We start from the raw sequence: 25029 nt of genomic DNA, 5'->3' as shown, positions 1-25029 counted from the left end.
CGCGCGATGGAAGAAAGCCCGCCGTCCCTGCCCGAGCGCCTGATCGCGCACCTGGACATGGACGCCTTCTATGCCTCGGTGGAGCTGCTGCGCTACCCGGAGCTCAAGGGCCTGCCCGTGGTGGTGGGCGGTCGGCGCGAGCATGCACCACGGCTGCGCGAAGACGGCACGCGCGAATACTCGCGGCTGCGCGACTACACAGGCCGCGGCGTGATCACCACGGCCACCTATGCGGCGCGCGACCTGGGCGTCAACTCCGGCATGGGCCTGATGAAGGCAGCGCTGCGCGCACCCGACGCCATCCTGCTGCCCACCGATTTCGATTCCTACCGCCACTACTCGCGACTTTTCAAGGCTGCCGTGGCCGAGGTGGCGCCGGTGATCGAGGACCGCGGCATCGACGAGATCTACATCGACCTCAGCGAGGTGCCCGGCGTCCGCGAACCGGTCGGCCACGACCCGCTGGGCGGGGTCAAGGCGATTGCACGCGAGATCAAGAACTCGGTCCGCAATGCCACCGGCCTGACCTGCTCCATAGGCATCACGCCGAACAAGCTGCTGTCCAAGATCGCCTCCGAGCTGGACAAGCCCGACGGCCTCACCGTGCTCACCCTGGCCGATCTGGAGACCCGCATCTGGCCGCTGGCGGCGCGCAAGATCAACGGCATAGGCCCCAAGGCCGCGGCCAAGCTTTCGTCGCTGGGCGTGGAGACCGTGGGCGACATCGCCGAGAAGCCGCTTCCCTGGCTGGTCGAGCAGTTCGGCAAGACCTACGGCGCCTGGCTGCACGAAGCCTCGCATGGCCGCGACAAGCGGCCCGTGGTGACCTTCAGCGAGCCGGTGTCCATCAGCCGCGAAACCACCTTCGAACGCGACCTGCATGCGGTGCACGACCGCGCGCTGCTGGGCCGTATCTTCACCGAGCTGTGCGAGCAACTGGCCCGCGACCTGGGCCGCAAGGGCTACCAGGGCCGCACCATAGGCATCAAGCTGCGCTTCGAGGGTTTCGTCACCGTGACCCGCGACCTGACGCTGGATGTGCCGGTGGCCGATGCGGCTTCGATACGCCGCGCGGCCGGCCTCTGCCTCAAGCGGGTGGACCTGGGTCGCCGGCTGCGGCTGCTCGGCGTGCGGGTGGGCAGTCTCTCGCACCCCGGCGATCCCGTGCCAGCCCCAAAGAAAAGGCCGTCCCTGGGGACGGCCAATGCCGACGAGGCGCAGGCTGGAGTCGAACAGGCCAGCCTTGCCTTGTTCGACCCCGATCAGGCCTGACGACGGCGACGCGCCACCAGGGCGACCAGGCCAAGTCCGGCCAGCGCCAGCGAACCTGGCTCCGGCACGTTGGCCCAGTGCACGGTGTAGTCCTTGGCGACCGCTCCCTGCAGCGATGGATCGCCGAAGTTGTAGGCCTGCATGATGACCGCCGAGTAGCCGGTCGCGCCACCTATCGTCTGGTCGGAGTAGGCCAGCGCCCCGTTGACGAAGTAGTCGAAACTGCTGCCCGTGAAGTTGATGCTGAAATCGGTCCATTGGCCGAACTGGACGGCCAGGTCCAGATCGACCCAGCCGGTCTGCGTATCAGCATCCCAGACGCGGTAGCGTGCATCGCCGCCGTAGTTGGTAAAGCCGATGATGGCGTAGCCGAGCTGAGCGCCGCCGGAGGCGACACCCCACATGTCGGTTCGCACGTTGCCGGCCTGACCGTCGCGCCAAGCAGCATCGACATAGAGGCTGGCGTCGATCGACGAACCGGCGCCGCCGCTCACCGCATGCTGCATGCCCTGCGTGTTGTAGAAGGCCGACTGGTACGGGCCGGACCGGTTGGCCAGCGCATCAGCCTGGCTGATGCCGATGGCCAGCACATCGCCGCGGCCCTTGTAGGCGCCCATGTTGGCGAACTGCGCGGGGGCGTAGCGGTCGGTGACCCAGCCCGTGGGCACGTCGCCGAAGGCCGGCATCACTGGGCCGGCCTGGGCGGCCGTACCCGCGCAAAGCGACACCGCCACGGCGCCAAGGAATCGGCGCCAAGCGTCGAATCGAATCGTCATTGTTGACCTCCTTGCATGAATGAATCAGGCGAATCTCGCCCATGTTCGCCACATGGCGCACAGCGGACTGGGCGTCAAGGACGGGGCGCAAGGAGCGCAATTTCAATGCCAGCCTGGCCTGCGGGCAGAGCTGACGCAGGAGAGCAAGGATGGACGCGTAGTTACCAAGCCAGCAGCGGGTGCGTCGCTGTAAATCCTGTCGACAAGGGCCTGGTGCGCGCTGCGCACAAGACTCAGAGCCCCAGGATCTGCTTTTGCAGCTTCTTGGTCAGACCGGCCAGCACCAGCGCATGCGAGCGCTCGACCAGGGCCTTGAGCTCGGCCAGCGGCAGGGCCTTGGGATCGGACAGCTTGACCCACTTGACCCGCGCCAGATAAGGCGCCGGCTCGAGGCCGGGCATGTCGGTCAGTTCGAGGAAACGGTGCTCGTCCACCTTGAACGAGCAGCCGTTCCAGTCCGGCAGCGGACCGCCGACGAAGAACATCTTGCCGCCCACGCTGGCCACCCAGTCGGCGCCCCACTTGATGTCCTCGGTCGCGCCGGGCAGCGACATCGCATGCTTCTTCAAGGCGGCATAGCTCATGCGTCGACTCCTTCGGGTTCTGGATGGAAGAACTGCTGCTCCAGCAGCTGGGGATCATTGACGGTGCGAAGCCTCAGATAGGCTTCCTCGGCCTCGGGATAGCGGCGGCGCAGGTAGTGCAGCCATTGCTTGAGCCGGCCGGCCTGGTGCTTGGCCTGCACATGCTCGCGGACCAGCCGCCAGAAATGCAGCATCAGCGGTTGCAGCTCGTCCCAGTCCATGCTTGCGCGACCGGCTTGCGAGACCGCCAGGGCCAGGCCCGGGTCGGCCACCATGCCGCGGCCCAGCATCAGGTCCTGGCAGCCGGATTCGGCCTGGGCGCGCCGCGCATCCTCGACGGTCCATATCTCGCCATTGGCCACCACGTTGACCGGCACGGCCTCGCGCACGGCGGCTATGCGGTCCCAGTAGGCCGGCGGCTTGTAGCCGTCCGCCTTGCTGCGGCCATGGACCACGATTTCCTCGGCGCCGGCCTCGACCATGGCCTGGGCGCAGTCCAGCGTGCGGCTGTAGTCCATGTAGCCCAGGCGCATCTTGACCGACAGCGGCATGGCCTCGGGCATGGCCTGACGCACGGCCTTGACGATCTCGTGGATCAGCTCGGGCTCGTCCAGCAGCACGGCGCCGCCGCGATGGCGGTTCACGCATTTGGCCGGGCAGCCGAAGTTGAGGTCGATGCCCGCCGGCTTCAGCTCGGCCAGGCGGCCGGCGTTGTCGGCCATGCAGACCGGATCCGAGCCCAGGAGCTGGGCGCGCACCGGCACGCCGGCCGGCGTCAGGCCACCGTTCAAGAGCTCGGGGACTATGCGGGTGAACACGCGCTTGGGCAGCAGCATGTCGGTGATGCGGATGAATTCCGACACGCAGCGGTCTATGCCGCCAACGCGGGTCAGCACGTCGCGCAGCATGTGGTCGAGCAGGCCCTCCATGGGCGCCAACAAAATCATTCGAGCTTCTCCAGCTCCAGCTTGATCAGGTAAAGCCGCAGGTCGAACTCCAGCTGCGCGTAGTCAGGCTCCATGTGCTGGCACAGCTGGTAGAAGGCCTTGTTGTGCTCCAGCTCGCGCAGATGCGCCAGCTCGTGGACCACGATCATCTTCAGGAAGTTGGCTGGCGCCTCGCGGAACAGGCTGGCGATGCGGATCTCGCGGCGCATCTTCAGCTTGCTGCCCTGGACCTTGGGCGCGCGGGTATGCGTGCCCAACGCATGCTGGATCACGCGCAGCTTTGCGTCGTAATGCACCTTGTCCAGCGGCGGCGCATTGCGCAGGTGGCGCTCCTTCAGCGCCTGGCAGTAGTCGAACAAGGCCTTGTCGCTGCGCACCTCATGCGCCTCGCCGTGGCGGCGGGCCAGCGATTCGGCCAGGCGGCCGTCGGCGATCAGGGCCTCGACCTGCTGGATCAGCGCAGGCGGATAGCCGGCCAGGAATTTCAGTGCAAGGCTGCCGGGTGCGAGGGAAGACATGGAGGCGGAGCAGGCATGATGGCGTCATGCCCAACAAGACGGAACAGAGCAGGGACTACGAGGTGCGGATTGTCCCGCAGCCGCAGACCTGGCGCTGCGCCGGCGATCAGACCCTGCTGCTGAGCGCCCTGGCGGCCGGTCTCAAGATGCCGCATTCCTGCCGCAACGGCAGCTGCCGGGCCTGCATGTGCCGGCTGCTGGAAGGCCGCATCGAGTACCGCATCGAGTGGCCCGGCCTGCTGGCCGAGGAGAAGGCCGCGGGCTGGATACTGCCCTGCGTCGCCAGCCCGCGCAGCGACCTGGTGCTGCGGCGGGCGGGCGACTGAGCACCCTCAGTTCTTGCGCAGCAGTTTCAGCTGGGCCGGCCCCTGCTTCAGCGTCAGCGAGGCCGCGCGGCCCTCTTCGTCGCTGAATTCCAGCGTGGCGTCGACACCCACGGTGCGCAGCAGGCGCGGCGAGACCGCCTTCATTTCTATGGCCGGCTGGCCCGGCGCCTGGCTGAGCAGCAGGCCCTTGTCATCGACGAAGAGCTTGATCGAGAACTGAGGCGAGCTGTACTCGCCGAGCAGGGCCTGCAGCTGCGCCGGCGTCAAGCTGATGGCGGCAGACTCGGCCGGCAGATCGCCGCGGCGCGGCGAGCGATCGCCCTCGCCCTCGCCGTCGGCCATGACGCGCAAGGCCACCGCCTTGCCGCCGGCATCGCGGTCGAACTGGAACAGGGTCAGGGCCTGGGGCACGGCGAAGCGGTCGCCGCCCAGCGCGATCAGCTTGACCGGGCTGCCGCCGCTGCGCTGCGAAGTCAGCACGCCATCGACGACGCGCACCGAACGGGTCTGCCGTTCGTCGGGTCCGTACACCCCCTCCAGCGCCTTGAGCTGCTCGGCCGCAACGGCCACCGCTACCGGCTCGGCAATAGGCTCGCCGATGGCAAAGGCGGCAAGCTTGCGCGCCACCAGGTCCATGCTGAAACCGGGGCCGTCGCTGTTGCGCAGGATGACCACGGTGGTCTGCGTCTGTGGCAGGTAGTTCAGCGTGGAGACGAAGCCGTGGATGCCGCCGCCATGGCTGAGCAGGGCCTGTCCGCGCACGGTCCCGGTGCCGATGCCGAAGCCGTAGTTGCGCGGTTTGGCCGGGCCTTCGGGCGTGACCATGCGCTGGTAGTTCGCTGCCGAGATCAGCTTGCCGCCGTGCAGGGCCAGGTTCCAGCGCCACAGCGCCTCGGTGTTGCCGATCAGCGCGCCGGCCGCATGGGGCTGGGTCATGCTGAGCAGGCCGGCCGGGGCCAGCTCGCGCTTGTCGTTCAACGTGTAGCCCTGGGCCATGCCCTTGAACAGCCGGTCCTCGGCCTGGAAGAACACACTGCCCAGCTGCTGGGGCGCCAGCAGGCTGTCGGTCAGCTGCTGGTGCCAGGTCTTGCCCGAGATGGCCTCGACCACGGCACCCAGCAGCACATAGCCCGAATTGTTGTAGGCCCAGGCCTGGCCGGGCGCGAAGTCGGCCGGCAGGTCCTTGAATTCCTTGATCAGCTCGCCGGTACTCAGCGCGCGGCGGATCGGGTTGCTCATGTAGCCCGGAATGCCGGTGTAGCTCTTGACGCCCGAGGTGTGGTTGAGCAGCTGCAGGAGCGTGATCTGACCGCCATTCGGATAGTCGGGCAGGAACTTGGACAGCGGATCGTCCAGCCTGGCCTTGCCCTCGTCGATCTGCTTCAGCAGCGTGGCGGCGGCGAACTGCTTGGTGACCGAGCCAATGCGCATCAGCTGGTCGGGCTGCATGGGCACGCCCAGCTCGATGCTGGCCATGCCGCGGGCGCTCTTGTAGAGCAGTTGGTCGCCACGCGCCACCAGCACGGTGATGCCGGGGCCCTCGCGGTTGATCTTCTGTTCGTCCAGCAGCTTGTCGGCATAGGCCGCCATGGCGGCGGGCGTGGCCGGCTGGCCGGCCTGGGCTGCTGCGGCCAGCAGGGCCAGCAGCAGGGCGGTGGAAATCTGGGGCTTGCGCATGCGCGGGTCTCCGGGGGCTTGCTCTTGAAGCGGCGCAGCATCGCAGCGGCCTGGCCGAGCAACAAGCCGCCCTGCGACAGGCTGCATGAATCAGGGGACAGGCCGCGAAGCCTCTTCATCCACACGGACTGTGGACAAGTCCGTGAACAGCCTGCGGGCGAGCGCCGCAAGTGCTTGGCCCGCCAGGACTTTCCTTGCCCTGCTGCAGATTGAGGCAGTGCCGAAAAGCAAGAAGCCACCGCGGGCGGTGGCTTCTGTTCTGGGCACTTCGAAAGCGACGCTCAGCGCGCGCCTTCCGGCAGCTCGATCTTGACCTCCAGCACGTCGAGGTCGTCCTGGCGCTCCATGTGGACCTTGATGTCGGCCGGATTGATGGACACGTACTTGGAGATCACGGCCACCAGCTCGCGCTGCAGCTGCGGCAGGTAGTCGGGGCTGGAGCTACGACCGTTGCGCTCATGCGCGAGGATCAGCTGCAGCCGCTCCTTGGCGACGCTGGCGGTGTTCTTTTTCTCACCGAGGAAGAAGGACAGGAATCCCATCTGCTTCTCTCCTATCAGCGGCCGAACAGGCGCTTGAAGAAACCGGGCTTGACGGCTTCGATGAAGCGCATCGGCTTGTCCTCGCCCAGGAAGCGCGACACCACGTCGGCATAGGCCTCGGCCACTTCGCTGCCCTTCATGTGGATGGCCGGCGTGCCCTGGTTGGAGGCCTGCAGCACGATCTCGCTCTCGGGGATCACGCCGATCAGCGGCGTGCGCAGGATCTCGTGGATGTCTTCCAGAGAAAGCATCTGGCCACCCTCGACCCGGTTCGGGTTGTAGCGGGTGATCAGGAGGTGCTCCTTGATCGGCTCCTTGCCTTCGATCGCACGCTTGGTCTTGCTGTTGAGCATGCCCAGGATGCGGTCCGAATCGCGCACCGAGGAGACCTCGGGATTGGTCACGACCAGAGCCTCGTCGGCGAAGTGCATCGCCATCAGCGCGCCGGTCTCGATGCCGGCCGGCGAGTCGCAGACGATGTAGTCGAACTCCATCTCCTTGAGCTCGTTCAGCACGCGCTCGACGCCTTCCTGCTTGAGCGCGTCCTTGTCGCGGGTCTGCGAGGCCGCGAGGATGTAGAGCTTCTCCAGCTGCTTGTCCTTGATCAGCGCCTGGCTCAGCTTGATCTCGTCGTTGATCACGTTGATCAGGTCGTAGACCACGCGGCGCTCCACGCCCATGATCAGGTCCAGGTTGCGCAGGCCGACGTCGAAGTCGATCACCGCGGTCTTGTAGCCGCGCAAAGCGAGGCCCGTCGCAAAGCTGGCGCTGGTGGTGGTCTTGCCGACCCCGCCCTTGCCCGAGGTCACCACGACGATCTTGGTCATCGAATCCATCCTTCTAAAAAAATCAGAGCTTCAGGGCTTCCATGACGAGCTTCTCGCCATCGAGCCTGACTTGTGCCGGCTTGCCGAACACGTCGGCCGGCAAGGGGTTCTCGGTCGTGCGGTAGATGCCGGCAATGGCGATCAGCTCCGCTTCCAGGCTGGCGGCAAAGATGCGCGCCTCGGTGTTGCCGCGCGCGCCGGCGATGGCCTTGCCGCGCAGCGGTGCGTAAACGTGGATGTGGCCGTCGGCGATCACCTCGGCCCCATGGTTGACCAGGGCCATCACCACCAGGTCGGCGCCCTTGGCATAGACCTGCTGGCCGGAGCGCAGCGGCTTGTCGACGACGACGGTGCGGGGACTCTCGGCCGGCACCTCGCGCACGACCTCGCGCACCACTTCCTTGACGACTTCCTTGACCACGGTCTGGGTGCGGGGCTCGGCCGCGCGCGGCTCGGCACGCGCGCCCAGCGGCGCCTCGACCAGCCCCAGGGCAAGTGCCTGCTCGCGTTGGACCTCGTTGGCGCCGGCCACGGCCACCGGCCGCAGCTTGTATTCGCGCAGCAGCTTCAAGAGACCGGCGAGATCCAGGCGATTGGCCGCTTCGGTCAGGCTCAGCTGGCCGGACTCGGCCTCGGCCGGCATGGCCGGCAGCTGGGAAAGATCGATCAGCAGGCCGTCGTCCTCGAAGCTCTGGCCGTCCAGGCGCTGGTGGATGTCGGCCGAAAGGGCTTCCAGATCGGTGCTACGCAGCACCAGGGCCAGCAGGCTGACCGAGGCACTCTTGAGCTCGAAAAGTTCGGCGGCGCGGCCGCCGCTCACGGCCTGGGATCCCCCTGCCTCACTGGCCTTCCGGCCCCTCACCATACCCGCCATCTGTTCGGCCATGAAACGCTGTTGGATGCAAAGCGGGCATTTTAGGGGCCGCACCTGCAGGCCCTTCTAGGCATTGGCCCCAAGCCGCGTTGCGCGCAGTTCGGCGCCGCTCCAGGTCCCTAAAAAATTGCTCTTGAGGGCTTGACTTATCCCCATTGCGACGCAAGCGGCCGGCCGTCAGCTTCTTGCTGCGTTGCAACTGCTCGTTTTCCCGAAATCCCCAGGCCGCCCCGGCGAGTCGCTGCTAAGTCGTTGATTCCTATGAAGCGATTCGGGTCGCCTAAAAATTAGGCAGCGAAAGCCGGCCCGCGTCGCTTCAAGGGTTTAGCGAGGGCTGGGCTGGCTTCTCCACAAAGTTATCCACACGAAAAGTGGATAGGTGCATGGGACATTAAGAATCAGCAACTTAGCCGCGAATGGTGAGACCGGGTCGCAGCTTTCCGCGCTAAGCACTTGGCGTCGTGTCCGACATAGTTCGTCTGGCGGACCTGGGCCCGGCAAAGACAAAGAAATCGGATAGCCCGGGCAGATTTATCCCCAATTGTTTTGTTTTCGTGACAGTGGCCGCCAGCTGGATCCCGGGCCGTTCAAGCGGCCGTGCCGCGGCTATATTGGCGAGGTTGCCGGCATGTCGCCGCCGACTGTCAGGAGCGAGGCTTGGCCACACCGAACTATTCCTATGAAAAACGCCAGCGCGAGCTGGCCAAGAAGCGCAAGAACGAAGAGAAGCGTCAGCGCAAGCTGAACCGTACCGAGGGCGGCGCCGAACAGACCGATGGCGAAGCGGACGCGGGCAGCGATGCGCCCGCGGTGCCACAAGGCGAGCAGCCTTCAGAGAGCTGAGTCTTCGGACCGCGGGAGCGGGCCCCTAAAATCGCGCATTTGCCCGCTGCCTGGCTCGCCGCCCGGTGAGCGCCCAAGTCCGTACCGCCGGCCCCGCCATGACCCGCAAGCTCTTCGTCACCACCGCCCTGCCCTACGCCAACGCCAACTTCCACGTTGGCCACATCATGGAGTACACGCAGGCGGACATCTGGGTGAGGTTCCAGCGCATGCAGGGCCAGGAAGTGCATTTCGTCTGCGCCGACGACGCCCACGGCGCGCCCATCATGATCGCGGCCGAGAAGGCCGGCATCACGCCGCAGCAATTCGTCGCCAACATTGCGGCCGGCCGCAAGACCTACCTCGATGGCTTCCACATCAGCTTCGACAACTGGCATTCGACCGACGGCCCGGAAAACCATGAGCTGTCGCAGTCGGTCTATCGCTCGCTGCGCGATGCCGGCCTGATCGAGGTGAAGACCATCGAGCAGTTCTTCGATCCGCAGAAAGCCATGTTCCTGCCGGACCGCTTCATCAAGGGCGAATGCCCCAAGTGCGGCGCCAAGGACCAGTACGGCGACTCCTGCGAGGTCTGCGGCGCGGTCTACACGCCCATCGAGCTCAAGCACCCGTTCTCGGTGCTGACCGGCGCCACGCCGGTGATGAAGAGCTCGGAGCACTACTTCTTCAAGCTCAGCGACCCTCGCTGCGTGAACTTCCTCGAAGGCTGGACGCAGACGCCCAACCGCCTGCAGAGCGAGGTGCTCAACAAGATCAAGGAATGGTTCACCAAGGATGAAAACGGCCAGGGCGGCCTGGGCGACTGGGACATCAGCCGCGACGCGCCCTACTTCGGCATCGAGATCCCCGATGCACCTGGCAAGTACTTCTACGTCTGGCTGGACGCGCCCATCGGCTACCTGGCCTCGCTGAAAAACTACTTCGGCAAGATCGGCGCCGACTACGACGCCTTCATGGCCGACCCGTCGGTGGAACAGATCCACTTCATCGGCAAGGACATCACCTACTTCCACACGTTGTTCTGGCCGGCCATGCTGCATTTCAGCGGCCGCAAGACGCCCAACCATGTCTACGTGCACGGCTTCCTGACCGTGAACGGCGGCGAGAAGATGAGCAAGAGCCGCGGCACCGGCCTGGACCCGATGAAGTACCTGGGCCTGGGCCTCAATGCCGAGCACCTGCGCTACTACATCGCGGCCAAGCTCAACGCGCGGGTCGAGGACCTGGACTTCAATCCCGAGGACTTCGTCGCGCGCGTCAACTCCGACCTGGTCGGCAAGTACGTCAACATCGCGTCGCGTGCCGCCGGCTTCCTGGCCAAGCGCTTCGGCGGACACCTGAGCGCCGACCTGGGTGTCGAAGGCCGCACCCTGCTGGACGGCCTGCGTGCGGCCGCGCCGATGATCGCCGAGCTGTACGAGACCCGCGAGTTCGGCAAGGCGCTGCGCGAGACCATGCTGCTGGCCGACCGCGTCAATGAATACGTGGACCAGAACAAGCCCTGGGAGCTGGCCAAGCAGCAAGGCCAGGACCAGGTGCTGCACGATGTCTGCAGCGTCTGCATCGAAGCGTTCCGCCTGCTGACCATCTACCTGAAGCCGGTGTTGCCGGCGGTGGCGGCGAAGGTCGAGGCCTTCCTGAAGGTCGAGCCGCTGCAGTTTGCCGATGCATCACGTGCCCTGGGTGCCCATCAGATCGGCGCCTACGAGCACCTGATGCAACGGGTCGACCCCAAGCTGCTCGAAGCGCTGTTCGAACCGCCGGCGGCTCCCAAGGTCGTGCCCGGTGGCGAGGACCTGGCGCCCGAGATCAAGATCGACGACTTCACCAAGGTCGATCTGCGCATCGCCAAGATCGTCAAGGCCGAGCCTGTCGAAGGCTCGGACAAGCTCTTGCGCCTGACGCTGGATGCCGGCGAAGGTCGCACCCGCAATGTCTTCAGCGGCATCAAGAGCGCCTACAAGCCTGAGGATCTCGAAGGCAAGCTCACCGTGCTAGTGGCCAACCTGGCACCGCGCAAGATGAAGTTCGGCGTCAGCGAAGGCATGGTGCTGGCCGCCAGCCACGCCGACGAGAAGGCCAACCCGGGCATCTTCGTGCTCGAGCCCTTCCCGGGCGCCCAGCCGGGCATGCGGGTGCGCTGAGCCCTGCCGGAGCGAATGCCATGACCGCCTTCGCTCCGCCCGCCCGCATCCTGCTGCAAAGCCGTCGCCGCCGCTTCATCGCGCGGCTGCATCACTGCGGTCCGCCGCGGACCTCTCTCCCCCACATGCCTTCCCGCAATGCATCGGAGAGACGTCCATGGTCCGCCTTCATCGCTTTCGTCCACGGCTGCTGGACCTCTGGCCGCACTACACGCGCCAGCGCTTTCTTGCCGACCTCGGCGCCGGCCTGACCGTCGCCATCGTCGCCCTGCCGCTCGCCCTGGCTTTTGCGATCGGCTCGGGGGTCAAGCCCGAGCAGGGCCTGGTCACGGCCATCGTGGCCGGCTTCCTGATCTCGCTGCTGGGCGGTTCCAGCGTGCAGATAGGCGGGCCGGCTGGTGCCTTCATCGTCATCGTCTACGGCATCGTGCAACGCTACGGCCTGGCCAACCTGCTGGTCTCGACCATGCTGGCCGGCCTGCTGCTGATGGGGCTGGGCGCGCTGCGACTGGGCGTGCTGGTGCGCTACATCCCGGTCGGCATCGTGCTGGGCTTCACCAACGGCATTGCCGTGCTGATCGGCTTTGCGCAGCTGAAGGACCTGCTGGGCCTGCGCATCGCACAGATGCCGGCCGACTTCTTCGGCCAGTTGCACACGCTGGCCTCGAACCTCGGGAGCTTCAGCCCCGGCGCCCTGCTGTTGGGCCTGGCCTCGGCCGCCCTGGTCAGCCTCTGGCCGAAGAGCTATGCGATGCCTATGGGCGAGCTGAGATGGCGTGACCGGCTGCTGCGCATGGCCGCCCATCTGCCGGGCACCCTGGTCGCCCTGCTGGGCGCCGGCCTGGCCGCCCATCTGCTGTCGCTGCCGGTCGAGACCATAGGCTCGCGCTTCGGCGAGATTCCGCGCAGCCTGCCTCCGCTGGCCTGGCCCGAGCTGAGCTGGCAGGGCGCTCAGGGCCTCGTGATGCCTACGCTGACCATCGCCCTGCTCGGCGCCGTCGAATCGCTGCTGTGCGCCCGCGTCGCCGATGCACAAGGCAGCTCGCCTCGCCACGATCCCAACCAGGAGCTGATGGCCCAGGGCGTGGCCAACTTCGTCGCGCCTCTGTTCGGCGGCATCCCGGCCACCGGCACCATGGCCCGCACCGTCACCAACCTCCGCGCCGGTGCCACCAGCCCGGTAGCCGGCATGGTCCATGCTCTGGCCCTGCTGCTCATCGTGCTGGTTGCTGCGCCACTGGCCGCCCACATCCCGCTGGCGGCGCTGGCCGGCATCCTGCTGGTCGTGGCCTGGAACATGGGCGAATGGCACGAGTTCGCACGTCTGCGTCGCTTCAGCCCGCAATACCGCACCATCCTGGTCGGCAGTTTCGTGCTGACCGTGGTCGTGGACCTGACTGTCGCGGTCGAGGTGGGCCTGGTGCTGGCCTGCCTGTTCTTCGTCTACCGGATGAGCAGCCTGTTCCGCGTCGAGGCAGCCCCGGCGGGACCGACCGGCGCTCGCGTGATCAGGCTGCACGGCGCCCTGTTCTTCGGCGCGGTCGGCAAGGTCGAAGGCCTGGCCGAGGGCCTGGCCCCGGAATGCCGCCAGCTGGTACTCGACGCCCAGCCGTTGTTCGCCCTGGACACCTCGGGCCTGGATGCCCTGGAGCAGTTGCGCCGCGACCTGGCCAGCCAGGGGCGCCGCCTGGTGATCTGCGGCCTGGCGGAGCAGCCGGCCAGCCTGGTGCGCCGGGGCGGCCTGGCCGATGCGCTGGGCGAACAGGGCCTGTTCCCCGACCTGGCGGCCTGGCAGGGCCGACAGGCCGCCGGCGGCGGCTAAAATCGCCGCCTTTCCCTCCTCCGCGACGAGTCCCTCACCATGCCGCTGTTCTGGAAGCCCTACAAGTCCGAAGTCACCCAGTTCATCGACGAGCTGAAGGCCAAGAAGCCGACGCTGGAAGCCGAGCAGCGCGCCGGACGTGCCCTGCTGTGGGACAAGCCGGTGGACCGCGATGCCCAGGCCGATTTCCGCGCCGCCCGCGTGGCCCAGCAGGCCTACGTCTACCAGACCAAGTCGGACTGATTCCGGACTTCCCGTGAGCAGCGAATCGGCCGAGGCCGAGATCACGGCAGCCCTGAGCGGGGCGCCGTCCACCGAAGGCAGCGTGCCCGAGGTGGTCGACCATGTGGCCGTCGCCCGGCTTTATGGCGAGCCGCTGTTCTCGCTGCCCCAGGACCTCTACATCCCGCCGGATGCGCTGGAGGTCTTCCTCGAGGCCTTCGAAGGCCCGCTGGACCTGCTGCTCTACCTGATACGCCGGCAGAACTTCAACATCCTCGACATCCCGCTGGCCGACGTCACGCGCCAGTACCTCAGCTACGTCGACCAGCTGCGCAAGACCAATCTCGAGCTGGCCAGCGAGTACCTGCTGATGGCGGCCATGCTGATCGAGATCAAGTCGCGCATGCTGCTGCCGCCCAAGAAGACGGACGACGGCGCCGAGCCCGAGGATCCGCGGGCCGAGCTGGTGCGCCGGCTGCTGGAGTACGAGCGCATCAAGCTGGCCGCGGCGCGCCTGGATGCCCTGCCCGTGCTGGGTCGCGACTTCCTGCGGGCCCAGGTCCATATCGAGCAGTCGCTGCAGCCGCGCTTCCCGGATGTGGATGTGGTGGACCTGCGCCAGGCCTGGGCCGAGCTGCTCAAGCGCGCCAAGCTGAACCAGCACCACAAGATCAGCCGCGAGGAGCTGTCGGTGCGTGAGCACATGAGCATCGTGCTGCGCAAGCTGCAGGGCCAGCGCTTCGTCGAGTTCGAACACCTGTTCGACCCGAGCCGCGGCCCCCAGGTGCTGGTGGTGACCTTCATCGCCATGCTGGAGCTGTCGCGCGAGCGCCTGCTCGAAGTGACGCAGGCCGAGGCCTTCGCTCCCATCTACGTGCGCCTGGCCTACACGCCGGCCTAGGCAGGCCCCGCCGCTGTGCGCGCGGCGCCCCTCGCTCCGCCGCGCCGCGAGCCGGCCTCTCCGCTCACCGGCATACTCCGCCGCTGGATTCGTTCCGCCAGGAGAGCACCGTGCCTTACGTCAGCATCAAGACCAAGCAGCGCGAGTACGACGTCATCGTCGTCGGCTCCGGCGCCGCGGGCGGGCAGACGGCCTACACCCTCGCCATGGACGGCGTGAAGGTGCTGATGCTGGAAGCCGGCCGCAACTACGACATCGTCAAAGAAACACCGATGTTCCAGACCAACGCCGACGCACCCCTGCGCGGCGCCAGCACGCCGGACAAGCCCTTCGGCTTCCATGACGCCACCATAGACGGCGGCTGGCAGGTGCCCGGCGAGCCCTACACCCAGGCCTCCGACGATCCGACCCAACGCTTCGACTGGTGGCGCGCGCGCATGCTGGGCGGCCGCACCAACCACTGGGGCCGCATCTCGCTGCGCAACGGGCCCTACGACTTCAAGCCCAAGAGCCGCGATGGCCTGGGCTTCGACTGGCCGGTGACCTACGACGAGATCGCGCCCTATTACGACAAGGTCGAGATGCTGATCGGCGTCTACGGCAGCAACGAGGGCATGGAGAACACGCCCGACTCACCCGAGGGCGTACTCCTCCCACCGCCGGCCGCGCGCGTGGGTGAGCGCCTGATCAAGAAGCATGCAGCGCCGCTGGGTGTGCCCGTCGTATCGATCCATCGCGCCGTGCTCACCAAGGCGCTGGACCACACGACACTGCCCGCCAAGCTGCATCCCGGCAACAAGCGCGCGCAAGCCATCCTCACCAAGGACATGCAACGCCGCGCCGCCTGCTTCTGGGCCACGCCCTGCGGCCGCGGCTGCTCGATACGCGCCACCTACCAATCGCCGGCCGTGCACCTGCCGCCGGCCCTGGACACCGGCAATCTCGACATCCTGTGCGACGCGATGGCCTACGAGGTCGTGCTCGGAAAGAACGGCAAGGCCCGTGGCGTGCGCTTCATCGACAAGAGCACCGGCAAGCACGAAGAGGCGCTGGGCCGCGTGGTGGTGCTGGCCGCCAGCGCGGCCGAGTCGGCGCGCATCCTCTTGAACTCCAAGTCCACGGCCTTCCCGAACGGCCTCGCCAACAGCAGCGGCCTCGTCGGCAAGTACTTGATGGACACCGTGGGCAGCGACCTCTGGGGCCATGTGCCGGCGCTGGAAAGCCTGCCGGCCCACAACGAAGACGGTGCCGGCGGCGGCCATGTGTATTCGCCCTGGTGGCTCTACAAGGAGCAGCTCAAGGGCGAGCTGGGCTTTGCACGCGGTTATCACATCGAGATTTCCACCGGCAAGCGCATGCCGGGCCTGGGCACGGGCGCGGGCCTGCAATGGCTCAACGGCGGCAACTACGGCAAGGCCTTCAAGCAGGACGTGCGGCGCTACTACGGCTCCTACGTCTACTTCTCGGGCCGAGGCGAGATGATCCCCAACGAGAAGTCCTTCTGCGAGATCGACCCGGCGGTGAAGGACCGCTACGGCATTCCCGTGCTGCGCTTCCACTGGCAGTGGAGCGAGCACGAGACCCGCCAGGCCGCACACATGCAGAAGACCTTCGCCCAGATCATCGAGGCCATGGGCGGCAAGGTGCGCAGCGGCCCGCAGCTCGATGGCGTGAAGGCCATCGCCAGTGGCGGTTCCATCATCCACGAGGTGGGCGGCGCCATCATGGGCGCGGAGGCCAACAAGTCGGTCACCAACCGCTGGTGCCAGACCTGGGATGTAAACAACCTCTTCATCACCGACGGCGCGCCCTTCGCCTCGAATGCCGACAAGAATCCGACGCTGACGATCATGGCGCTGGCCTGGCGCACGGCCGACCACATCGTCGAACGCCTGCGCCGAAAGGAACTCTGATGGACCGCAGAACCTCCCTCCAATGGATGCTGGCCGCCTCGGCCAGTGGCCCTGCCCTTGCCGCCGGCACCAAGATCGAACGCAAGCCGCCGATGACCGGCAACAGCGGCATCGGCACCGACCCCGACCTGGCCCGCCGCTACAAGAGTGGTGAGCTGTGGCCGCTGTCCTTCACCGAGCGGGAGCGCCGCTGCGCTAGTGCTCTTTGTGCGCTGATCATTCCGGCCGACGAGGGCTCGCCCAGTGCCGCCGACCTGCAGGTCCATGTCTTCATCGACGAATGGGTCAGCGCGCCCTACCCCGATCAGCAGCGCGACCGCGCCATGATCCTCAAGGGCCTGGCCTGGCTGGATGCAGAGAGCGAGAAGCGCTTCGGCAGTGTGTTTGCCGCCGCGAGCGTGGCGCAGCAATCGCAGATCGCCGATGCCCTCTGCAAGCCCTTAGCAGCGGATGCACCACTCGCCGAAGCCGCACGCTTCTTCGCCCGCTTCCGCGACCTCACGGCCGGTGGCTTCTACACGACGCCCGAAGGCATGAAGGATGTCGGCTTCGTGGGCAACACGCCGTCTGCAACTTTCGACGGCCCGCCGGTGGCCGTGCTCAAACTGGTGGGAGTCTCTTGACCATGATGAAAATGAACCGCCGCTCCCTGCTGGCTGCACTCACCTTCGCCTCTTCCTCCGTCGCAATGGCTGCAGACACACCCAACACCCTCAGCACTGCGGAAAAGGCCGAGGGCTGGCAGCTGCTGTTCGACGGCCAGTCGCTCGAGCACTGGAAGGCCAGCGACCAGCCCGGCAGCTTCAGCCTCAAGGACGGCGCCATCGTCGTCAAGGGCCCGCGCTCGCACTTGTTCTATCTGGGCCCGGTGGGCAAGCACGACTTCAAGAACTTCGAGCTGAAGATCGACCTGAAGACCTTTCCCAAGGCCAACTCCGGCGTCTACTTCCACACCCTGTGGCAAGAGGTGGGCTGGCCCAGCAAGGGCTACGAGGTGCAGGTCAACAACTCGCACAGCGACCCCAGCCGCACCGGTGGGCTCTGGGGCGTGGCGGACTATCCGCAGGTCACCGCGCCGGATGGCCAGTGGCAGACCTTGAGCATCCGCGTCGAGGGCCTGCGCGTCGTCACCCGCATCGACGGCAAGCTGATCGTGGACTACACGCAGGAAGCCAATCCGCCGCGCAAGAAGGGGCTGGAAGAGCGTCTGATCAGGAGCGGCACCTTCGCGCTGCAGGGCCATGACCCGGAGAGCGAAGTCCACTTCCGCAGCATCAAGGTGAAGCTGCTGGATTGATGATGAGCCGGCGAGGCCGGCTTCTTCAGGCCTCGCTGTGCCGCCAGGCCGAAAAGCTGTTGGCGGGCTGGCGCTGGGCCATCTGGCTGACCGCCAGCACGGCCTGGGTGCGCGAATTGACGCCCAGGGCCTTGAGCACGGCAGCCACATGGTCCTTGACCGTGTCCACCGAAACCCCCAGTTCCCGCGCAATCAGCTTGTTGGGCAGGCCTTGCAGAAGCAGGGCCAGCACATCGGTCTGGCGCGGCGTCAGGCCCAGGCCGTCAAGGCTGGCCGGCGGCTGGAAGGCCTGCACGTCCTGGCGAACCGGCTGCGCCTCGGGCTTGGCAGGCAGCGACTCGTTCGTGCCAATCGCCATCGGCGGCACATAGATGCCGCCCGACATCACCAGCTTGAGCGCGCTGGACAGCATGTCGGTGCTGATGCGCTTGGGCACGAAGCCCATGGCACCCAGGTCGATGGCGCGGATCACGTCGCTGGCGCGGTCCGAGGCCGAGATCACCACCACCGGCAGCGCGGGGTAGCTGGCGCGGAACTCCTCCAGCACGTCGAAGCCGTCGGCATCGCCCAGCTGAAGGTCCAGCATCACCAGGTCGAAAGCGTTGTCGGCACGCAGGGTCTCGCGGGCGGCGGAGGCGTTGTCCAGGCCTACCACGCTGACGTTGTCGCTCAGACCCTCGATCACGAGCTGCAGCGCCGACAGGATCAGCGGATGGTCGTCGATCAGCAGCACTCGCATGCTCGGGTCCCAGTTCTTGTTGTGAGACCGGGATCATACTCAGCTGTAACGCCTTGTCAGCGACTCCGCGACACAAACCGGTTTGTCACTGCCCTCGCGCTCGACCGTCACCTCGACCGTCAGCTGTGCGCCGCCGGCAATGGCCTCGTAGTTCAGCAGCTTGAAGCGTGCCCGCAGCCGGCTGCCTACCGGCACCGGCGCCGGAAAGCGCACGCGGTTGAGCCCGTAGTTCAGGCCCATGCCGCTATCGGCAATGGCGAAGCCGGCATCGAAGAAATACGAGAGCATGGACAGCGTCAGGAAGCCATGGGCGATGGTCGAGCCGAAAGGGCCCTGCGCCGCCCGCTCGGCATCCGTGTGAATCCATTGCTGGTCGTCGGTGGCATCCGCAAAGCGCTGGATGCGCCCCTGGTCGATCTCGACCCAGGGGCTCAGGCCGATCTCCTGCCCCACGCGGCCGGCCAGTTCGGCCAGCGTCTCGAATCTCTGCATCTAGAAAAGCGACGAATCGCTAGGAATCCAGCCAGGCACACAGCGGCTGCCACTGCGCCAGGTCGCGCTCGACCCGGCCCGGCGCCACGTCCCAGAGGCTGGCGCCGCGGGCCGCCAACTGCACGTAGTTCTGCGTGTCGCGCAAGAGGCCCAGGACCGGGACCTCCAGCGTGTGCAGGAACTGGTGCAACTGCTCGACCGACAGCGTGCCCTCCTTGGCCCGCATGCCGACCACGGCGACCTGCGGACCGGCGCCGTGGCGCTTCTTGCGCAGATCATGCAGCTCGGTGATGAAGTCGTATGTCGCCTGGATGTCAAACAGGCTGGGCTGCAAGGGGATCAAGAGCTTGTCGGCGATGCGGACCAGGTCTTCCAGCGGCTTGCCGTGCAGGCCCGCCGGCGTGTCCAGCACCACGTGACTGACGCCCTTGGGCGGCTTGACCAGGTGCTCGTCGATCATGCCCCAGCCCTGGATGGGCGGCAGCTGCGGCGGCCGCACCGACAGCCAGCGGCGGCTGCTCTGTTGCCGGTCCACATCCCCCAGCATCACGGCCTTGCCCTGGCGGGCCAGGTAGCCGGCGATGTTGCTGGCCAGGGTGCTCTTGCCAACGCCTCCCTTGGGGTTGGCGATCAGGATCACGGGCATGCTTGCTCCTTGCAGGACGACAAAGCCGGGGCCATGTTAGCCCGAGGCTGGCCGGCCGCCGTTGCGGGGATACTCGCAGGCCCCATGGCCGAAATCCTAGTCATCGCCGCCCACCCCGACCTGCAGGCCTCGCGCGTCAGCCACGCGCTGCGCCAGGCCATAGACAAGGCCGGCTTCCCGCCACAGCGGCTCGAGCTGCGCGACCTTTACCGCCTCTACCCCGACTACGCGATTGACCTCGTGGCCGAACAGCAGGCGCTGAGCCAGGCCTCGCTGATCGTCTGGCTGCATCCGCTGCACTGGTACGGCATGCCGGCCTTGATGAAGCTGTGGGTCGACGAGGTACTGGCCCATGGCTGGGCCTATGGCGAAGGCCAGCGGGCCTTGCGCGGCAAGCGGATCTGGCTGGTGACTTCGACTGGCGGCAGCGAGGCCTCCTATGCGCCGCGCGGCTACAACGGCCATGCGCTGCAGGAATTCCTGCTGCCCCAGGCCCAGATCGCCCGGCTCTGCGGCATGCAGATCCTCAAGCCGCAGGTGGTCTATGGGGCCCATGAGATCAACGACGAGGAGCTGCACCAGCAGGCCCTGTCCTTCGTGCAGCGGCTGCTGGACTATCCGGACGGCTGCGAGGCGCCGGAGGTGGACGAGGTGCTGAGCTGCTGGAGCCTGCCGGGAGAAATGGAAGGAACGGGCGATGGAGCATGACGCCCAGTGGCTGCGCCTGCCGCTGGTCTTCCTGGCGGCGGCCGTGCTCATCGTGCCGCTGGCACGCTGGCTGCGCCTGGGGTCCATCCTCGGCTACCTGATCGCCGGCGTGCTGTTGGGGCCGGCGGCGCTGGGCCTGGTCAGCAAGCCGGCCACTGTGCTGGAGTTCGCCGAATTCGGCGTGGTGCTGATGATGTTCCTGGTCGGCCTGGAGCTGGAGCCCAAGCGGCTGTGGGCGATGCGCCGGCCCATCTTCGGCTGGGGCACGCTGCAGCTGCTGGGCTGCACCGCAGCGCTGATGCTCATCGGCCTGATGCTCGGTGCGCCCTGGCGATTGGCGCTGGGTGCCAGCCTCGGCCTGGCCATGTCGTCCACGGCCGTGGCCCTGGCCGTGCTGGCCGAACGCAACGTGGGCAAGACCACGGCCGGCCAGAGCGTTCTCAGCGTCGCCCTCCTCCAGGACATCGCCGCCATCCCGGTGCTGGCCCTGATCCCCATCCTGGCCCTGAGCGGCGCCAACGCCGAGGAGGAAGGCTCCTGGCAGGCGCTCAAGGCCCTGGCCGCGGTGCTGACCATCGTGCTCGGCGGCCGCCTTGCCCTGCGCCCGGCGCTGCGCTGGATCGCCCGCAGCGACATCCCCGAGATCTTCACCGCCGCCGCCTTGCTGCTGGTGCTGGGCACGGCCGCGCTGATGCAGACCGTGGGTCTGTCGATGGCTCTGGGCGCCTTCCTGGCCGGCGTGCTGCTGGCGGAGAGCGCCTACCGGCGCGAGCTGGAAACCGACCTGGAGCCGTTCAAGGGCCTACTCCTGGGCTTGTTCTTCATGGCCGTGGGCATGGGGCTGGACCTGCAGGTGCTGCGCGACAAGCCGCTGGAAGTGCTGGGCCTTCTCCTGATCCTGCTGCTGGCCAAGGGCACGGTGCTGACGCTGATGGCCAAGGCCATGCAAATCCCGGTGCTGGAGCGGCCCTTGTTCGTACTGCTGCTGGCCCAGGGCGGCGAGTTCGGCTTCGTGGTGTTCCAGCTCGGCCAGCAGACCGGCCTCTTGAACAGCACCCAGGCCTCGGCCCTGATCGCCGCCGTGGCGCTTTCGCTGGCCTGCACGCCGGCCCTGCTGCAGGGCGCCGAGCGCCTGTTGACGCCGCGCCTGGCCCGCCGCCATGTGCCGCAGGGCGCCGCGATGGATGCCCAGCAGCAGGCGCCCATCATCATTGCCGGCTTCGGCCGCTGGGGCCAGATCATCGGCCGCCTGCTGTTTGCCAATGGCTACGAAGCCACCGTTCTGGACCACGATGCGGAGGCGGTCGAGAGCCTGCGGCGCTTCGGCTGGCGGGTCTATTTCGGCGACGCCAGCCGGCTGGACCTGCTGCGCACCGCCGGGGCCGACACCGCCCGGGTGCTGGTGCTGGCGGTCGACGACGTGGAGCAGAGCCTGGCCATCGCCGCCCTGGCCCGCGAGCATTTCCCGCATCTTCAGATCGCCGCGCGGGCCCGCAATGTCCGCCACTACTACAAGCTGCGGGCCATGGGCGTCACCCTGATCGAACGCGAGACCTTCGACTCGGCCCTGATGAGCGGCCGCTCGGTCCTGGAGCTGCTGGGCGAGGAGCCCCATGCGGCACGCCGCCAGGCCTGGCGCTTCCGCCAGCGCAACCTGGCCCAGCTGGAAGAGACCTGGCCGCTGCACAAGGACGAAGCCGCCCTGATCGCCGCCGCCAAGCAGGGTCGCCAACAGCTGGAAGAGCTGTTCGCCCAGGAGCGCGAGCAGCGCCAGCAGCAGCGCAGGAAGCCGGCCGGCTGGGGACAGGGCGACTGAGGCCAGGACCCAGGGCTGCGACAATCCGGCCATGTTCGCCCCCTCCCAGATCGAGGTGCGCAAGTTCTTCTGCGCCACCTACCGCAAGCTGCGCGACAAGCAGCCCCTGATTCCCATGGAAGCCCTGGCCGCCGGCTGGATCGATGAGCATCCCGAATACCACGAGCTGCTGGGCGACGAGGAGCGGGCGCTGGCCGAGGTCTACACGGTGGAGGAAGGCAAGACCAATCCCTTCCTGCACCTGTCCATGCATCTGACCATCACCGAGCAGGTGTCGATAGACCAGCCTACCGGCATCCGCCAGGCGGTCGAGCTGCTGGCGGCCCGCCGCAACTCGCTGCACGAGGCCCAGCATGCAGCCATGGACTGCCTGGGCGAGATGATCTGGGCCTCGCAGCGCAGCGGCATGCCGCCGGACGGCCACCAGTACCTGGATTGCGTGCGCCGAAAAGCGACCTCCTAGAAAATCGAAAGCCACCCCTCGGGTGGCTTTCTTGATTGGCGAGGCCGTTCAGGCCTGGAAGGAGCCGCCGTAGCTGCGGCGCTCGGTGCGGCCGCTGGCTCCATACAGGCCGCCGCCGGCCTCGGGCGGCATCAGGACATCCATGGCGCGGTCCAGGGCCGCGGTGGCCCGGGCCAGCGATTCGCGCTGGGCGGCCACACGGCCGCCGGCAGCGACCAGTCGGTGGCGCAGCGCGGGTGGCACGCTGCCGGCCTTGGCAGCTTCGGCAAAGCTGACTATGGCCTGCTGCAGCACCTGCTGCAGACGGCTGGCCTGCTGCTCGATCTCGTTGCTGTCGCGGCGCAGCAGGGCTTCGCCCAATGCGTTCAGGCAGCTTTCGACGTCGACCAGCGGCTGCTCCAGCTCGGGCGCGGCCAGCAGGCCGGCTGGCAGAGCCAGGCGTTCAGGCAGGGCGGAGGCCTTGTCCATCATGGGTGGATCCGTGCTGTGTTCAGTGCGAGGTGCGCGAGCGGCCGACCAGTTCCTGCGCATTGGCGATCAGCTTGTCAGCGATGGCCTCGGCATTGATGGTGAACTTGCCTTCGGCGATGGCCTGCGAGATGCGCTGGACCTTGGCAGCGTCGAAGCTGCCGTCGTCGGCTTCGCTGGCGGCCAGCGTGGAGGCGGTGCTGGAGAGTTCCACCTTGGCGCTCGCTTCCGGGAGCCTGCGCCCCCCTTCGACTTTGGCCGACCCCGGGCGAGCCTCGGTCGAGGCAGCCTTGTCCGCACCAGTCTGGGGCGTCGAGGCCAGCTTGTTGTCGGGGTTGTTGGTGATCTTCATGGTCATCTCCAGGGGGCTCGGGCTGCTGCACGAGCACGTCCGTTCACCGCTCTATCGACTTTAGCGGCGAGGACTTGAGGGGATTCTGCAGAACTGGGGCGGGAAAACGGCAGGATTCCGCTCGCCGGCCCATTTGGGCAGCGTTTTCGGTTCATAGCAGCACTTCCACCCGGCGTTCGGCGACCGGCCGGCCTGTGACGATGCGCCCGTTTTCGAAGCGCACCCTCACCTCTTGGCCTTCCAGCCCGGCCTGCAAGGCCTGGCCTTCGCTGCTGACTGCATAGCCCGCGCCCTGCGCCACCACCAGTACGTGCTCGCCAGCTGCGAACCACTGGCGGGCCTTCAGGTGAATGCTTCGGGGCGCCTCGCCGGCCGCCAGAGGCTTTGCCAGCGTGCGGCCCAGCAGTTGCCCGGCCTCGGTGTAGACCGTGCCCGACTGGGCTGCGATGTCGGTATCGGCCAGTTGCAGCTGATCTTGAGCGATCACGGTGCCGGCCGGCAGCGGCGAGCTGGCCACCAGCACCTTGGCGATCACCTGGACCTGCATGGGCAGGCTGACGTTCCAGCGCGTGGCGCCCTTCAGGCAGCGCAGGCCTATGCGGCTGCGCCCCCAGGCGGAGAGCCCGGCCGGCATATAGGGTTCGACCTGCTCGCAGGGCGCCAACCTGAGGCGCGGATCGAGCTGGCCCAGCTGCACCTCGACCCGGGCCTGGGCCGGGGCCGCCGCGCGGGCCGCGGTCAGCGCGAGCTGCTGCACGCGCGCGAGCACCGCCGGATCCAGCCCTGCGGGCTCGGCAAGCGAGCCGCCCGCCACCGCTGCCAGCAGCAGCGCGGCGCAGCGAGGACGGACTGCGGCGGTATTGACCATGGCCAGGATTCTGGAGCCCGGCCGAAGCGCCCAGGGCGCCGAAATGCGCAGCAATCCACGTTCTTTTCGGACTCAAGTTTTGCAAGCCCCCCAACACAATCCTGTCCATGCGCCGAAGTGGCGCGCCCCGGGTCCCCGCCATGTTGAACCGCCTGACCGACACGCTGAACTTCCAGACCGAAGCCCTGGTGCTGCGGTCCGAGCGCCAGCGCCTGCTGGCGAGCAACATCGCCAATGCCGACACGCCGGGCTACCAGGCCCGGGACTTCGATTTCGCCCGCGCGCTGCGCGAAGCCACGGCCGCCCAGCAGACGAACACGACCGGCGGTTCGACCAGCACCCCGTTCCAGCCGCTGTTCAGCGCCCGTCACGAGCTGCAGCGCCAGTATTCGCTGCCGGCTCAGACCAATCTGGACAGCAACACGGTGGACATGGACCGCGAGCGGGCCAGCTTCGCCGACAACTCGGTCAAGTACGAGGCCACGCTGCGCTTCATCAACAGCAGCGTGCGTACCGCGCTGGATGCGATGAAGTCGCACAACGCGGCTTAAGTAGCAGGAGGACCCGGCCATGTCGATGTTCCAGATCTTCAACGTCTCCGGCAGCGCAGTCAGCGCGCAGAGCCAGCGGCTGAACACCGTGGCCAGCAACCTGGCCAATGCCGACACCGTGGCCGGCCCCGACGGCCAGGCCTACAAGGCCCGCCAGACGGTGTTCCAGACCCTGCTGATCAACAACGACCCCGGTGCCGCGGGCGTCAAGGTTGCCAACATCAGCGAAGACCAGACGCCAGGCCGGCGCGTCCACGATCCCAAGCATCCGCAGGCGGACGCCGACGGCTATGTCACCTACAGCAACGTGAACACGGTCGAGGAGATGGTCAACATGATCTCGGCCTCACGTTCCTACCAGAACAACATCGAAGTCATGAGCACGGCCAAGAGCCTGCTGCTCAAGACCTTGCAGCTCGGCCAGGGCTGAGCGAGGAGTCA

Annotated in this window: 29 protein-coding genes; 15 read left to right on the top strand and 14 right to left on the bottom strand. The window is 67.2% G+C overall.

Annotated elements, in window-relative coordinates; translation table 11 throughout:
- The first annotated feature begins 6 nt into the window (after positions 1-6).
- The gene (gene dinB / locus QT382_RS00635; RefSeq protein ID WP_289252119.1) at positions 7-1272 is read left to right on the top strand and encodes a DNA polymerase IV; all 1266 of its coding nucleotides are present in this window, start codon (positions 7-9) and stop codon (positions 1270-1272) included.
- Here dinB and QT382_RS00630 read toward each other — a convergent pair.
- From QT382_RS00630 to QT382_RS00615, 4 genes are all read right to left on the bottom strand, one after another.
- The gene (locus tag QT382_RS00630) at positions 1263-2048 is read right to left on the bottom strand and encodes a PEP-CTERM sorting domain-containing protein (protein WP_289252118.1); all 786 of its coding nucleotides are present in this window, start codon (positions 2046-2048) and stop codon (positions 1263-1265) included. The genes dinB and QT382_RS00630 overlap by 10 nt on opposite strands.
- A gap of 233 nt (positions 2049-2281) precedes the next feature.
- Complete coding sequence (locus QT382_RS00625; protein WP_289252117.1) at positions 2282-2632, bottom strand: MmcQ/YjbR family DNA-binding protein; 351 nt, start codon at positions 2630-2632, stop codon at positions 2282-2284.
- Complete coding sequence (locus tag QT382_RS00620; protein WP_289252116.1) at positions 2629-3579, bottom strand: tRNA dihydrouridine synthase; 951 nt, start codon at positions 3577-3579, stop codon at positions 2629-2631. The genes QT382_RS00625 and QT382_RS00620 overlap by 4 nt, the downstream gene beginning before the upstream one ends.
- Positions 3576-4097 carry a YgjP-like metallopeptidase domain-containing protein gene (locus QT382_RS00615; RefSeq protein ID WP_289252115.1) on the bottom strand — a complete coding sequence of 174 codons (522 nt, stop codon included), beginning with the start codon at positions 4095-4097 and terminating at the stop codon, positions 3576-3578. Before QT382_RS00615 ends, QT382_RS00620 begins: the two co-directional genes overlap by 4 nt.
- Before the next feature lie 26 nt (positions 4098-4123).
- Between QT382_RS00615 and QT382_RS00610 the strand changes: the two genes are divergently transcribed.
- Positions 4124-4423: a 2Fe-2S iron-sulfur cluster-binding protein gene (locus QT382_RS00610; protein ID WP_289252114.1), complete on the top strand. Its 300-nt coding sequence runs from the start codon at positions 4124-4126 to the stop codon at positions 4421-4423.
- A gap of 6 nt (positions 4424-4429) precedes the next feature.
- Here QT382_RS00610 and QT382_RS00605 read toward each other — a convergent pair whose 3' ends face one another.
- The 4 genes from QT382_RS00605 to minC all read right to left on the bottom strand — a co-directional run bounded on the left by QT382_RS00605 (position 4430) and on the right by minC (position 8334).
- The gene (locus tag QT382_RS00605; protein WP_289252113.1) at positions 4430-6100 is read right to left on the bottom strand and encodes a serine hydrolase domain-containing protein; all 1671 of its coding nucleotides are present in this window, start codon (positions 6098-6100) and stop codon (positions 4430-4432) included.
- A 281-nt stretch (positions 6101-6381) separates the two neighbouring features.
- Positions 6382-6642 (bottom strand): cell division topological specificity factor MinE, encoded by a 261-nt coding sequence (gene minE, locus QT382_RS00600; protein WP_289252112.1) that lies wholly within the window; start codon positions 6640-6642, stop codon positions 6382-6384.
- Positions 6643-6656: 14 nt separating this feature from the next.
- Positions 6657-7469 (bottom strand): septum site-determining protein MinD, encoded by an 813-nt coding sequence (gene minD / locus QT382_RS00595; RefSeq protein WP_289252111.1) that lies wholly within the window; start codon positions 7467-7469, stop codon positions 6657-6659.
- Positions 7470-7491: 22 nt separating this feature from the next.
- Positions 7492-8334 (bottom strand): septum site-determining protein MinC, encoded by an 843-nt coding sequence (gene minC, locus QT382_RS00590; RefSeq protein ID WP_502929877.1) that lies wholly within the window; start codon positions 8332-8334, stop codon positions 7492-7494.
- Positions 8335-9000: 666 nt separating this feature from the next.
- Here minC and QT382_RS00585 point away from each other — a divergent pair.
- The 8 genes from QT382_RS00585 to QT382_RS00550 all read left to right on the top strand — a co-directional run bounded on the left by QT382_RS00585 (position 9001) and on the right by QT382_RS00550 (position 17485).
- Positions 9001-9186, top strand: coding sequence for a hypothetical protein (locus QT382_RS00585; RefSeq protein ID WP_289252109.1), 186 nt, complete (start codon positions 9001-9003; stop codon positions 9184-9186).
- Positions 9187-9284: 98 nt separating this feature from the next.
- Entirely contained in the window at positions 9285-11330 is a 2046-nt protein-coding gene (gene metG, locus QT382_RS00580) for a methionine--tRNA ligase (protein WP_289252108.1), read from the top strand.
- Positions 11331-11487: 157 nt separating this feature from the next.
- Positions 11488-13152, top strand: coding sequence for a SulP family inorganic anion transporter (locus QT382_RS00575; protein WP_289252107.1), 1665 nt, complete (start codon positions 11488-11490; stop codon positions 13150-13152).
- Positions 13153-13191: 39 nt separating this feature from the next.
- A complete protein-coding gene (locus QT382_RS00570; protein ID WP_289252106.1) occupies positions 13192-13395 on the top strand; it encodes a DUF3460 family protein in 204 nt (67 codons plus the stop codon).
- A gap of 13 nt (positions 13396-13408) precedes the next feature.
- Positions 13409-14275 (top strand): segregation and condensation protein A, encoded by an 867-nt coding sequence (locus QT382_RS00565; protein ID WP_502929799.1) that lies wholly within the window; start codon positions 13409-13411, stop codon positions 14273-14275.
- A gap of 110 nt (positions 14276-14385) precedes the next feature.
- A complete protein-coding gene (locus QT382_RS00560) occupies positions 14386-16188 on the top strand; it encodes a GMC family oxidoreductase (protein ID WP_289252105.1) in 1803 nt (600 codons plus the stop codon).
- Complete coding sequence (locus QT382_RS00555) at positions 16188-16811, top strand: gluconate 2-dehydrogenase subunit 3 family protein (protein ID WP_289252104.1); 624 nt, start codon at positions 16188-16190, stop codon at positions 16809-16811. Before QT382_RS00560 ends, QT382_RS00555 begins: the two co-directional genes overlap by 1 nt.
- Positions 16812-16822: 11 nt before the next feature.
- Positions 16823-17485, top strand: coding sequence for a 3-keto-disaccharide hydrolase (locus QT382_RS00550; protein ID WP_289252103.1), 663 nt, complete (start codon positions 16823-16825; stop codon positions 17483-17485).
- 25 nt (positions 17486-17510) lie between these two features.
- Here QT382_RS00550 and QT382_RS00545 read toward each other — a convergent pair whose 3' ends face one another.
- The 3 genes from QT382_RS00545 to QT382_RS00535 are packed head-to-tail and all read right to left on the bottom strand — an operon-like array spanning position 17511 to position 19362.
- Positions 17511-18224, bottom strand: coding sequence for a response regulator (locus QT382_RS00545; RefSeq protein ID WP_289252102.1), 714 nt, complete (start codon positions 18222-18224; stop codon positions 17511-17513).
- 39 nt (positions 18225-18263) lie between these two features.
- Positions 18264-18716 carry a MaoC family dehydratase gene (locus QT382_RS00540; protein ID WP_289252101.1) on the bottom strand — a complete coding sequence of 151 codons (453 nt, stop codon included), beginning with the start codon at positions 18714-18716 and terminating at the stop codon, positions 18264-18266.
- A 19-nt stretch (positions 18717-18735) separates the two neighbouring features.
- Positions 18736-19362 (bottom strand): ParA family protein, encoded by a 627-nt coding sequence (locus QT382_RS00535; RefSeq protein ID WP_289252100.1) that lies wholly within the window; start codon positions 19360-19362, stop codon positions 18736-18738.
- 84 nt (positions 19363-19446) lie between these two features.
- On the opposite strand from QT382_RS00535, the gene kefF reads away from it, so the two are divergent.
- Genes kefF through QT382_RS00520 form a run of 3 tightly spaced genes read left to right on the top strand, consistent with a single transcriptional unit; the run spans position 19447 to position 22349 of the window.
- Positions 19447-20070 (top strand): glutathione-regulated potassium-efflux system oxidoreductase KefF, encoded by a 624-nt coding sequence (kefF, locus tag QT382_RS00530; protein WP_289252099.1) that lies wholly within the window; start codon positions 19447-19449, stop codon positions 20068-20070.
- A complete protein-coding gene (gene kefC, locus QT382_RS00525; RefSeq protein ID WP_289252098.1) occupies positions 20060-21886 on the top strand; it encodes a glutathione-regulated potassium-efflux system protein KefC in 1827 nt (608 codons plus the stop codon). Before kefF ends, kefC begins: the two co-directional genes overlap by 11 nt.
- Before the next feature lie 31 nt (positions 21887-21917).
- Positions 21918-22349 (top strand): DUF1841 family protein, encoded by a 432-nt coding sequence (locus QT382_RS00520; protein WP_289252097.1) that lies wholly within the window; start codon positions 21918-21920, stop codon positions 22347-22349.
- Between the two features lie 48 nt (positions 22350-22397).
- Here the strand turns inward: QT382_RS00520 and QT382_RS00515 are convergent, their stop codons facing one another.
- The 3 genes from QT382_RS00515 to flgA all read right to left on the bottom strand — a co-directional run bounded on the left by QT382_RS00515 (position 22398) and on the right by flgA (position 24037).
- The gene (locus tag QT382_RS00515; protein ID WP_289252096.1) at positions 22398-22817 is read right to left on the bottom strand and encodes a hypothetical protein; all 420 of its coding nucleotides are present in this window, start codon (positions 22815-22817) and stop codon (positions 22398-22400) included.
- Positions 22818-22839: 22 nt separating this feature from the next.
- Positions 22840-23169, bottom strand: a complete 330-nt coding sequence (gene flgM, locus QT382_RS00510; protein ID WP_289252095.1) for a flagellar biosynthesis anti-sigma factor FlgM — start codon at positions 23167-23169, stop codon at positions 22840-22842.
- Between the two features lie 151 nt (positions 23170-23320).
- Positions 23321-24037 carry a flagellar basal body P-ring formation chaperone FlgA gene (flgA, locus tag QT382_RS00505; RefSeq protein ID WP_289252094.1) on the bottom strand — a complete coding sequence of 239 codons (717 nt, stop codon included), beginning with the start codon at positions 24035-24037 and terminating at the stop codon, positions 23321-23323.
- Positions 24038-24177: 140 nt separating this feature from the next.
- Here flgA and flgB point away from each other — a divergent pair, with 140 nt between their 5' ends.
- Positions 24178-24588, top strand: coding sequence for a flagellar basal body rod protein FlgB (gene flgB, locus QT382_RS00500; RefSeq protein WP_289252093.1), 411 nt, complete (start codon positions 24178-24180; stop codon positions 24586-24588).
- A gap of 19 nt (positions 24589-24607) precedes the next feature.
- A complete protein-coding gene (gene flgC / locus QT382_RS00495) occupies positions 24608-25018 on the top strand; it encodes a flagellar basal body rod protein FlgC (protein WP_289252092.1) in 411 nt (136 codons plus the stop codon).
- The last annotated feature ends 11 nt before the right edge of the window (positions 25019-25029 follow it).

Origin of the sequence: Pelomonas sp. SE-A7 (assembly GCF_030345705.1) — a bacterium.
Classification (GTDB): domain Bacteria; phylum Pseudomonadota; class Gammaproteobacteria; order Burkholderiales; family Burkholderiaceae_C; genus JAUASW01.
This window is presented reverse-complemented; position numbering and strand designations above follow the sequence as displayed.

What these genes read in the sequence shown, in the direction of transcription:
- QT382_RS00540 (WP_289252101.1), bottom strand. Translation starts at nt 18,716, where the DNA reads ATGCAGAGATTCGAGACGCTGGCCGAACTGGCCGGCCGCGTGGGGCAG.
- QT382_RS00545 (WP_289252102.1), bottom strand. Translation starts at nt 18,224, where the DNA reads ATGCGAGTGCTGCTGATCGACGACCATCCGCTGATCCTGTCGGCGCTG.
- QT382_RS00515 (WP_289252096.1), bottom strand. Translation starts at nt 22,817, where the DNA reads ATGGACAAGGCCTCCGCCCTGCCTGAACGCCTGGCTCTGCCAGCCGGC.
- minD (WP_289252111.1), bottom strand. Translation starts at nt 7,469, where the DNA reads ATGACCAAGATCGTCGTGGTGACCTCGGGCAAGGGCGGGGTCGGCAAG.
- QT382_RS00520 (WP_289252097.1), top strand. Translation starts at nt 21,918, where the DNA reads ATGTTCGCCCCCTCCCAGATCGAGGTGCGCAAGTTCTTCTGCGCCACC.
- flgB (WP_289252093.1), top strand. Translation starts at nt 24,178, where the DNA reads ATGTTGAACCGCCTGACCGACACGCTGAACTTCCAGACCGAAGCCCTG.
- QT382_RS00630 (WP_289252118.1), bottom strand. Translation starts at nt 2,048, where the DNA reads ATGACGATTCGATTCGACGCTTGGCGCCGATTCCTTGGCGCCGTGGCG.
- QT382_RS00615 (WP_289252115.1), bottom strand. Translation starts at nt 4,097, where the DNA reads ATGTCTTCCCTCGCACCCGGCAGCCTTGCACTGAAATTCCTGGCCGGC.
- QT382_RS00620 (WP_289252116.1), bottom strand. Translation starts at nt 3,579, where the DNA reads ATGATTTTGTTGGCGCCCATGGAGGGCCTGCTCGACCACATGCTGCGC.
- kefC (WP_289252098.1), top strand. Translation starts at nt 20,060, where the DNA reads ATGGAGCATGACGCCCAGTGGCTGCGCCTGCCGCTGGTCTTCCTGGCG.
- metG (WP_289252108.1), top strand. Translation starts at nt 9,285, where the DNA reads ATGACCCGCAAGCTCTTCGTCACCACCGCCCTGCCCTACGCCAACGCC.
- minE (WP_289252112.1), bottom strand. Translation starts at nt 6,642, where the DNA reads ATGGGATTCCTGTCCTTCTTCCTCGGTGAGAAAAAGAACACCGCCAGC.
- QT382_RS00575 (WP_289252107.1), top strand. Translation starts at nt 11,488, where the DNA reads ATGGTCCGCCTTCATCGCTTTCGTCCACGGCTGCTGGACCTCTGGCCG.
- flgM (WP_289252095.1), bottom strand. Translation starts at nt 23,169, where the DNA reads ATGAAGATCACCAACAACCCCGACAACAAGCTGGCCTCGACGCCCCAG.
- QT382_RS00550 (WP_289252103.1), top strand. Translation starts at nt 16,823, where the DNA reads ATGAACCGCCGCTCCCTGCTGGCTGCACTCACCTTCGCCTCTTCCTCC.
- QT382_RS00625 (WP_289252117.1), bottom strand. Translation starts at nt 2,632, where the DNA reads ATGAGCTATGCCGCCTTGAAGAAGCATGCGATGTCGCTGCCCGGCGCG.
- dinB (WP_289252119.1), top strand. Translation starts at nt 7, where the DNA reads ATGGAAGAAAGCCCGCCGTCCCTGCCCGAGCGCCTGATCGCGCACCTG.
- QT382_RS00535 (WP_289252100.1), bottom strand. Translation starts at nt 19,362, where the DNA reads ATGCCCGTGATCCTGATCGCCAACCCCAAGGGAGGCGTTGGCAAGAGC.
- flgA (WP_289252094.1), bottom strand. Translation starts at nt 24,037, where the DNA reads ATGGTCAATACCGCCGCAGTCCGTCCTCGCTGCGCCGCGCTGCTGCTG.
- kefF (WP_289252099.1), top strand. Translation starts at nt 19,447, where the DNA reads ATGGCCGAAATCCTAGTCATCGCCGCCCACCCCGACCTGCAGGCCTCG.
- QT382_RS00610 (WP_289252114.1), top strand. Translation starts at nt 4,124, where the DNA reads ATGCCCAACAAGACGGAACAGAGCAGGGACTACGAGGTGCGGATTGTC.
- QT382_RS00605 (WP_289252113.1), bottom strand. Translation starts at nt 6,100, where the DNA reads ATGCGCAAGCCCCAGATTTCCACCGCCCTGCTGCTGGCCCTGCTGGCC.
- minC (WP_502929877.1), bottom strand. Translation starts at nt 8,334, where the DNA reads ATGGTGAGGGGCCGGAAGGCCAGTGAGGCAGGGGGATCCCAGGCCGTG.
- flgC (WP_289252092.1), top strand. Translation starts at nt 24,608, where the DNA reads ATGTCGATGTTCCAGATCTTCAACGTCTCCGGCAGCGCAGTCAGCGCG.
- QT382_RS00555 (WP_289252104.1), top strand. Translation starts at nt 16,188, where the DNA reads ATGGACCGCAGAACCTCCCTCCAATGGATGCTGGCCGCCTCGGCCAGT.
- QT382_RS00570 (WP_289252106.1), top strand. Translation starts at nt 13,192, where the DNA reads ATGCCGCTGTTCTGGAAGCCCTACAAGTCCGAAGTCACCCAGTTCATC.